We start from the raw sequence: 7,907 nt of genomic DNA, 5'->3' as shown, positions 1-7,907 counted from the left end.
GGCGGCCGGGGCCGGCGGGGGGTCCGCCCCCCCCCGCGCCGCCGGGGGGGGGGGGGGGGGGGGGGGGGGGGGCGCCCCCCCCCCGAGCCTCCCGGACGGAGAAACGCTCCTCCCCTGTGAGGGAGGTTTCACCCCCTCACCCTAACCCTCTCCCCCGCAAAGCCGGGGGAGAGGGAATAAAACCGGCCGGAACGTCGGTAGCGGGGAAATTACTCCGGCTTCTCGTCGCCGCGGTCGCGCCGCCCGCGGCCGCCGCGGGGCGGGCCGCCGGCGGCCGCCGGGGCCGGGCCGCCGTCCACCGCCTCGCCGCGGGCCAGCGGGTCGTTGCTGATGATCCCCTCGCCCAGCGCCGCCGAGTCGTCCTGCATCCCCTTGAGCGCGAACCGGCTGCTCTCGCTCCGGGCCGTCTCCAGCACCTGGTCGGCCCACTTCGGATCGACGTTGATCGTCATGTGCCGGATCAGGTTCTCGTTCAGCCGCAGGTCGGCTTCCAGCTCGCCCTGCTTGGTCGATTCCATCTTGTAGTAGACGATGTAGAAGTACGCCTTCTTCTGCTTGTTGATCGGGTACGCGAGCTTGCCGTTCTCGTCCCACGGCCGCTCGACGACGATCTCCGCGCCGTACTTCTCCAGGTTGTGCCGGAGGGCCAGCTTGATCGCGTCGCCCTCGGAGGACATCCGCGTCGCGTCGAAGGCGTACAGGGTTTCGTACAGGACGTTCGCCATTGCAGTTCGACCTCGTAGTGGCTCTCAACGGTGTTGAGAGTGGTTACCTCGGTTCTCACGGGAACGCCCCGCGGACCCCGTACCCGCGGCACGGGGAGCAACCGTGAATCGATCATTCGTCTTTGTTCGTGCCGTCGGCCGGCTTCTTCTCCGGCTCTGGTTTCTTCTCGGCCCGCGGCGGCTTCTCCTTCTTCGGCTTCGGCTCGCCGGCGTTCGCCGTGTTCATGCACGCCGTCAGCCCTTGCCGCAGCCAGAGCAGCACGGCCGCGGCCGCCTTCGCGACTGCGTCCTCGACGGCCGCCCGCTCGCCCGGCTTGAACCGCGACAGCACGAAGTCCACCGCCTCGCCGGGGTCCGGCTGGCCGACGCCGATCCGCAACCGGGCGTAGCCGTCCGTGCCGAGCTGGTCCTGGATGTTCCGCAGGCCGTTCTGCCCGCCGTGGCTGCCGTTCGCCCGCACCCGCAGCTTGCCGAGCGGCAGGTTGAAGTCGTCGCTGACGACCAGCAGGTTTTCGAGCGGGACCTTGTAGAAGTCGGTCACCGCCCGGACCGCCCGGCCGCTCAGGTTCATGAACGTGTCGGGCTTTAGTAACAGCACCTTGTCCCCGCCCTCGGTCGTCTCGGCGACGAGGGCGTTGAACTGTTGACGGAACGGCCCAACGCCCGGCCCGCCGGCGAGGTAGTCGATCACCTCGAACCCGACGTTGTGCCGCGTGCCGGCGTACTTCGCACCAGGGTTCCCAAGGCCGACGACGACTTTCATGTTGAACAGAGGTCAGAGGACAGAGATCAGAAGTCAGAAAACCAAGTCGGGCCTTGACGGACCTCTGACTTCTGATCTCTGACCGCTGGCCACTATTCCTCCTCGTCCTCGACCTTCTTCTCCTTCTTGATGACTTCCGGGCCGGTCGCGGCGGCGTCGGCGGCGATCGGGGCGGCGGCGGCCGCCTCCATGCCCGGCAGCTTCAGCTGCACGACCACGGCCTCTTGCGCTTCCAGGACCTTCACGCCCTCCGGCAGCTTCAGGTCCTTGACGTGGATCGGCTCGCCCATCGTCAGGTTCGTGATGTCGATCGTGATGTCGTCCGGGATGGCGACCGCCAGGCACTCGATGTGGACCTGGTGGAACGGCTGGTCGAGGACGCCGCCGCCCATGCTCTTGGGGGCGTTCTTCAGCTTCACCGGGACGATGACCTTGACCTTCTCGTCCTTCGACACGCGGGCGAAGTCCACGTGGATCATCTCGCTGCCGAGGTGGTCCCACTGGAGTTCGCGGATGAGGACCGTCTCGGTCTTGCCGCCGACCTTCAGGTCGAGGACGCGGGCGTGCTGGTTGACGATGGCCCGGTGCAGTTCCTTCGCGTCCACGGTGACGGGAACGACGGCTTCCTTGTGGCCGTAGATGACGGCGGGGATGCGGCCGGCCTTGCGGAGCTTGTACGCGGCACGGGACCCCGTGCCGGTTCGCGGCTCGGTGGCCAGCGAGACGGTGACGGACATGTGTTCGGTTCCTTCGGGGCCGACTACTCTCGCGGGACCTGTTCCCGCTACCCTCGTCGGCCCGGAATTTCGGAACTGAGATTATGCGGCGCGGGGCCGCCGCCGGCAAGTCGCGGGCCGCGAACCTTCGCGCGTGACCGTCGGGCCGCGGGTTGGTAGGATCGAAAGCCACGCTCCCACCCTCACAGGGCACTCCCGATGACCCGCCGCCTCTTCGCCGCCGTACTGTGTACCCAGTACGCGGTACTCAGTACCGCCGCCGACTGGCCGCAGTTCCGCGGGCCGGACCGCGACGGCGTCGCCAAGGACAAGAACCTCCTCCAGACGTGGCCGGCCGCCGGGCCGCCGCTCGTCTGGACCGCGAAGGGCCTCGGCGACGGGTTCTCGTCCGTCAGCATTTCCGGCGACCGCATCTACACCCTCGGCAACAAGGGGAACAAAACCAACCTCGTCGCGGTCAACCGCAAGACCGGGGCGGTCGAGTGGACCTCCCCCGTCGGCGAGGCCGGCGGCAGCCTCGGCAGCACGCCGACGGTGGACGGCGACCTCGTCTTCGCCCTCGGGCAGATGGGCGACCTCGCGTGCATCGACACGGCCGGAAAAAAGGTCTGGGGCCACAACCTGCTCAACGACTTCGGCGGGCAGAAGGGCGGGTGGAACTACTGCGAGTCGCCGCTGGTGGACGGGGACAACGTCATCGTCACGCCCGGCGGCAAGACCGCCACGATGCTCGCCCTCAACAAGAAGACCGGTGACGTGGTGTGGAAGTGCCCGATCCCGACGAAGAACGTGGAGGCCGGGTACTCGTCCGTCGTGGTCGCGGAGGTCGGCGGCGTGAAGCATTACGTGCAGCTGTTCAACGGCGGTCTCGTCGGCATTAGCACGGACGGCAAGGTGCTGTGGACGCACGAGAAGCTCGGCGAGAACACGGCCAACGTGCCGACGCCGATCGTCGTCGATGACCTCGTGTTCAGCAGCATCGGGTACGGCCGCGGGGCGTCGTTGATGAAACTGACCGCGGCCGGCGGGAAGGTTTCCGCGAAGGAGGTCTACTACAAGCGGGAGCTGACGAACAAGCACGGCGGCGTGATCCGCGTCGGCGACTACGTGTACGGCGACACGGACGACCAGGGCGCGCCGTTCTGCGCCGAACTGAAGACCGGCAAGGTCATGTGGAAGCGGTCCCGCGGCGGCGCGGGCCGCGGCTCCGCGGCGGTGACCTACGCCGACGGGCGGCTGTACTTCCACTACGACAACGGCGTCGTGTCGCTGGTGGACGCGTCGCCGGACGGGTACAAGGAGGTGAGTTCGTTCGAGGTGCCGAAGAAGTCCGGCCCGCTGTGGGCGCACCCGGTCGTGTGCGACGGGCTGTTCTACGTCCGGTCCGGCGACCAGCTGTACTGCTACGACGTGCGGGCGAAGAAGTAGAACCGCGGTACGCGATTACGTGGGATTCGCGGCCGGCGTCGGCGGGTCCGCCGGAACGGGGGCCGCCTTCCGATCGTACTCGACGGGTTCCACGTCCACGACCGGCAGCGGTTCGACCGCGGGCACGAACGACTCGACGGCCCGCGCGGAGAGCGTGCGGTTGGCTTCCGGCCCCGGCATCGGGACGACGCGGTTCCCATCTCGGTTGGCACGCATGACGGTTCACTCGAATCGGAGGTACTCGCTCGCCAGCGGCCGACGGGCGGTCCCGCCGGCCAGCCGAATCTCGTACAACCCCCGGCCGGGGATCGCGAGGTCGGATACCTTCCATACTACGTTAATCACGGGATGCCCGGCAGGGAAATCGACCGGGTCGAGCGTTCCGCGGGCGACCAGTTGCTCCGTTCCGCGGTGGTCGATGTGAACCATGTCGAAGGAGAACGGAACGATCCCGTCGGTCCCGTCGGTGCGGATGAACCGGGCGTAGAGGGCGAACGCCCGAATCCGTGCGGCCCGCGCGACGGTCGCGGGGAGGCGGTAGGTGTAGCTGACGTTGGCAAGGTTGTAGGCAACGTTCGGCAGGTTTCCCGGATTCGGCGAGGCCGAGGTACAAGTCAAGAAGTGTTGCACGACGAACGCCGGCTCGGCCATGTCTGTGCCCTCGGGCCGGAATCACAAAAAGCATCGGGAACCGACGGTTTCCGATTGTCCAGATCGCGGGCGACCGCGTCAACAGTTTCTCGAATTCGTCTCCAACCCCGCCATATGACAGAGGCATGTCCGACGGCCTCCCCACACCCGACCCGCCGCCCAAGCCCCGGCCCGCGCCGTGGCGGGAGTTCGCGGCCGCGCCGCTCGTGCCGCTGGCCCTCGCCGCCACCGTCGGCCTCGTCGCGGATCGCTTCCTCTCACTTTCACTGCACCTCGAATTCTTCGCCGCAATCGCCGGGCTGGTCGCGTGGTTCGCCGGACGGAACCGCGACTTCGCCCAACTCGGCCTCTGGCTCTGCGTCGCGGGGCTGGCGGCGGTTCACCATCACCTGCATCGGAACAGCTTCCCGCCGGACGACATCGGCCGCGTCGTGGACACGCAGCCGGCGCTCGTCCGCGTGCGCGGCGTCCTCGACGAGCCGCCTACGGTGCGGCGGGCCAACACCGATACGTTCGGCCCGGCCCGCCGCGTGGACCGGGCGGTGACGGTGCTCGCCGTCACCGAGCTGCGCGACGCCTCCGGCAACTGGCAGCCGGCGAGCGGCCGGCTGCGGCTGACCGTCGAGCAGGTCGTCGGGGCCGCCGACCGCGAGCCGTTCGCGGCCGTCCGCGTCGGCGACGAGGTCGAAGTCGTCGGCCTCCTCTCGCGGCCGCTCCCGCCCGGCAACCCCGGCGAGTGGGACTACGCCGACCACCTGCTCGACGACCGCGTCCGCGGCGACCTCCGCGTGTCGAAGGCCGACGACGCGATCACCCACCTCGACGTCCGCGGGCGGACCTTCGCCGTCCTCGCCCGGCTGCAAGGATACTTCACGAAGCTGCTCGACGATACGTTCCCGCCCCGCGAAGCCGGCCTCGCGCGGGCGCTGCTCCTCGGCGACGGCTCCGCGATGGACCGCGACGAGTGGGACGCCTTCGCCCGCACCGGCGTCGTCCACGTCCTCGCCATCTCCGGCCAGCACCTCGTCATCCTCGCGGGCTTCGTCTGGTGGACGCTGCGGCTCGTCGGCGTCCGCCGGCGGCGCGGCACGCTCGTCGTCATCGCGCTCGTCGTCGGGTACGCCGTCCTCACCGGGCTGAAGCCGTCGGCGGTGCGGGCGGCGGTGATGGTCGTCGCGGGCTGCGGCGGCCTCCTCCTGCGGCGGCCGGTGCTGACGGCGAACGCCTTCGCGTTGGCGTGGCTCGTCGTGATTGCGTGGAACCCGACCGACCCGTTCACCGCCGGGTGTCAGTTGTCGTTCCTGTCCGTGTTCGTCCTGTTCTGGGGCACGGCCCGTTGGTTCGCCCCGCGGGAACGCACGCCGCTCGAAAACCTCCTCGCGGAGTCGCGCTCGACGTTCGAGAAGCTGCTCCGCGGGGCGCTTCGGCTGCTGCTCGTCGCTTACGGCATCACGCTCGTGCTGACGGTGACGAACGCCCCGCTCGTGATGTTGCGGCAGAACGTCGTGCCGCCCGTCGGCGTCCTCGTCGGCCCGATCTTGGTCGTCCTCACGTCGGTCGCGTTGCTCACCGGCTTCCTATTGCTGATCGTCGGCCCCGTGCCACCGCTCGGGTTCGTCACCGGCCTGTGCCTGTCGTGGTGCGATCAACTGGTGAAGTGGGCCGACGGCCTGCCCGGCGGTAGCGTCTACGTGCCGACGCCGCCGGCCTGGTGGGCCGTCGGCTTCTACCTCATCCTCGTCGCCGGCGTGCTGCTCGCGGACCGACGGCTGCTGTTGCTGCTCCTCGCGTGGCTCGGCCTCGGCCTCGTCGGCGTGCCGCGACAACCGACGGACGAACTCCGCGTGACGTTCCTGTCCGTCGGCCATGGCGGGTGTACCGTGCTGGAAATGCTTTTGACAACCAGCGGTACACGCCATACCCTCGCATACCGGGAGAAACGAACATGGCGAAGGCGAAGCGGGCCGCTTACAGCTACCTACGGTTTAGCACCCTGGAACAGAGAAAGGGCGACAGCCAGCGGCGGCAAAGCGAAAGGCCAGAAGGCATCTGCAACCAGTTCGACTGGAAACTACAGGATCGAACTTATCGGGACTGCGGCGTGAGTGCGTTCCGTGGGAAGAACAGGAAGAAGGGCGACCTATCTCTCTTCTTGGTCGCACTGGAAACGGGCCAACTCGAAGCAGAGCCTGTGTTGATCCTCGAAGACCTTGACCGCTTATCAAGGGACAAGATCATGGCGTCCGTAGACGTGGCGAGAAAGATTCTCGAAGCGGGCTGCGACATCTACTCCGTCATCGAAAGGAAGCTGTACACCAGAGAAGCCCTTGAAGACCCAATGGGACTGATGGGTCTTATCTGGCGGTTCTACCTTGCTCACGAAGAATCGGCAAAGAAAGCAGATCGTGCCCGACAGAACTGGCAGCAGAAGCACAAGGAGGCGGCAGACGGGAAATTACTCAACCGCATCTGTCCGGCTTGGCTTCGGGCCGTGGATTACGAGATGGTGAACAACCGGCTCGTCGGCGGGAGGTTTGAGCCGATACCGGAAAGGGTGGCAGTGGTGAGAAAGATTTTCAAGTGGTGCATCGAAGGCTACGGAATCCAGTCGATCATGCGGAAGCTGGTTGCGGAAGACATCAAACCCTTCAAGAGCGGTTGGTCGCAGAAGTACATCTGGCAGATTCTACGGGACCGGCGTGTACTCGGTGAATTGACGACCAACCTCTACGGCGAAGAGATCAAGAAGGGAGTGGCAATTCAGGGCTACTACCCGGTGATTGTCAGCCAAACGACATTTGACCGGGCGCAGGACGACATGGTGAGCAGGAAGAACAAGAGAGGACGCCGAGGCGACTTCCTCAACCTGTTCACAGGCATCGTCCGGTATCCCGAACACGACTGCAACATGATCTTCTTAAGCAAGCCCAAGAGAACAAAGAGTGGAGTTCATCCTTACAAGTACCTAGCCAGCTTCAAGGGATGGAAAGGGCACTATCCTTACATCGCCATACGCTATGACCGTTTCGAGGAAATAATCCTCCGCTGGGTACACGAACTAAGTCCATCCGATTTAGTGCAAGCGGAAGATCAGGATGATAGTGTCGATGCACTGAGGGCACGAAAGAAGTTGATGGAAGAACGGATCAAGGCTGTCGCAGACCAATTGGAAAACTACGAAGCCGATGTGCCAACTGTGATGAACAAGCTGGCCGAGATGAACGTCAAGCTAACGAAACTGACGCAAGAAATCGAAACGAAGCAACGGGAACAATCACGACCGAGTATCGAGGAAACTAAATCGTTGGTGGATATGCTGTCTTCCGCTACCGGCCCAGAACTTAGGGAACTTCGGGAACGAGTACGGCAACGACTTTTGCTTCTCATTGACCGCATTGATGTGCGTGTAGTAGACCATATCGTCAAACTCAACATCTATTTGCGGTCAGGAATTGTACGGCCTGTGTGGTATGACACCACTTCTGAACGGAGCAAAACGCCGTATACGGCAGAACAAATTCAGCGAAATCGAATGGCCCTGGACAGAATTCAAGGTTAACGAAAGAGCCTCGGCTTCGGACAGAAGCGAAGCCGAGGCTCTTC

Annotated in this window: 8 protein-coding genes; 3 read left to right on the top strand and 5 right to left on the bottom strand. The window is 65.6% G+C overall.

Annotation, left to right across the window (positions count from 1 at the left end; all coding sequences use genetic code 11):
- Nucleotides 1–209: 209 nt before the first annotated feature.
- The 3 genes from rpsF to AC5JJ2_RS26825 all read right to left on the bottom strand — a co-directional run bounded on the left by rpsF (nucleotide 210) and on the right by AC5JJ2_RS26825 (nucleotide 2,225).
- Nucleotides 210–725, bottom strand: coding sequence for a 30S ribosomal protein S6 (gene rpsF, locus AC5JJ2_RS26835; RefSeq protein WP_495861132.1), 516 nt, complete (start codon nucleotides 723–725; stop codon nucleotides 210–212).
- A 112-nt stretch (nucleotides 726–837) separates the two neighbouring features.
- Complete coding sequence (gene pth, locus AC5JJ2_RS26830) at nucleotides 838–1,488, bottom strand: aminoacyl-tRNA hydrolase (protein ID WP_495861131.1); 651 nt, start codon at nucleotides 1,486–1,488, stop codon at nucleotides 838–840.
- A gap of 92 nt (nucleotides 1,489–1,580) precedes the next feature.
- Nucleotides 1,581–2,225 carry a 50S ribosomal protein L25 gene (locus tag AC5JJ2_RS26825; protein ID WP_495861130.1) on the bottom strand — a complete coding sequence of 215 codons (645 nt, stop codon included), beginning with the start codon at nucleotides 2,223–2,225 and terminating at the stop codon, nucleotides 1,581–1,583.
- Between the two features lie 198 nt (nucleotides 2,226–2,423).
- Between AC5JJ2_RS26825 and AC5JJ2_RS26820 the strand changes: the two genes are divergently transcribed.
- Nucleotides 2,424–3,653 carry a PQQ-binding-like beta-propeller repeat protein gene (locus AC5JJ2_RS26820; RefSeq protein ID WP_495861129.1) on the top strand — a complete coding sequence of 410 codons (1,230 nt, stop codon included), beginning with the start codon at nucleotides 2,424–2,426 and terminating at the stop codon, nucleotides 3,651–3,653.
- A 15-nt stretch (nucleotides 3,654–3,668) separates the two neighbouring features.
- Here AC5JJ2_RS26820 and AC5JJ2_RS26815 read toward each other — a convergent pair whose 3' ends face one another.
- The gene (locus AC5JJ2_RS26815) at nucleotides 3,669–3,869 is read right to left on the bottom strand and encodes a hypothetical protein (RefSeq protein ID WP_495861128.1); all 201 of its coding nucleotides are present in this window, start codon (nucleotides 3,867–3,869) and stop codon (nucleotides 3,669–3,671) included.
- 6 nt (nucleotides 3,870–3,875) lie between these two features.
- Complete coding sequence (locus AC5JJ2_RS26810) at nucleotides 3,876–4,304, bottom strand: hypothetical protein (RefSeq protein ID WP_495861127.1); 429 nt, start codon at nucleotides 4,302–4,304, stop codon at nucleotides 3,876–3,878.
- 125 nt (nucleotides 4,305–4,429) lie between these two features.
- On the opposite strand from AC5JJ2_RS26810, the gene AC5JJ2_RS26805 reads away from it, so the two are divergent.
- Both AC5JJ2_RS26805 and AC5JJ2_RS26800 read left to right on the top strand, forming a co-directional pair.
- Nucleotides 4,430–6,409: a ComEC/Rec2 family competence protein gene (locus AC5JJ2_RS26805; RefSeq protein WP_495861126.1), complete on the top strand. Its 1,980-nt coding sequence runs from the start codon at nucleotides 4,430–4,432 to the stop codon at nucleotides 6,407–6,409.
- Nucleotides 6,298–7,863, top strand: a complete 1,566-nt coding sequence (locus tag AC5JJ2_RS26800; protein ID WP_495861167.1) for a recombinase family protein — start codon at nucleotides 6,298–6,300, stop codon at nucleotides 7,861–7,863. The genes AC5JJ2_RS26805 and AC5JJ2_RS26800 overlap by 112 nt, the downstream gene beginning before the upstream one ends.
- Nucleotides 7,864–7,907 lie beyond the last annotated feature (44 nt).

The sequence above is a fragment of the Limnoglobus sp. genome, assembly GCF_059499385.1.
The sequence above is the reverse complement of the archived record's forward strand: the minus strand, read 5'-3'. Positions and strand labels throughout refer to the sequence as shown.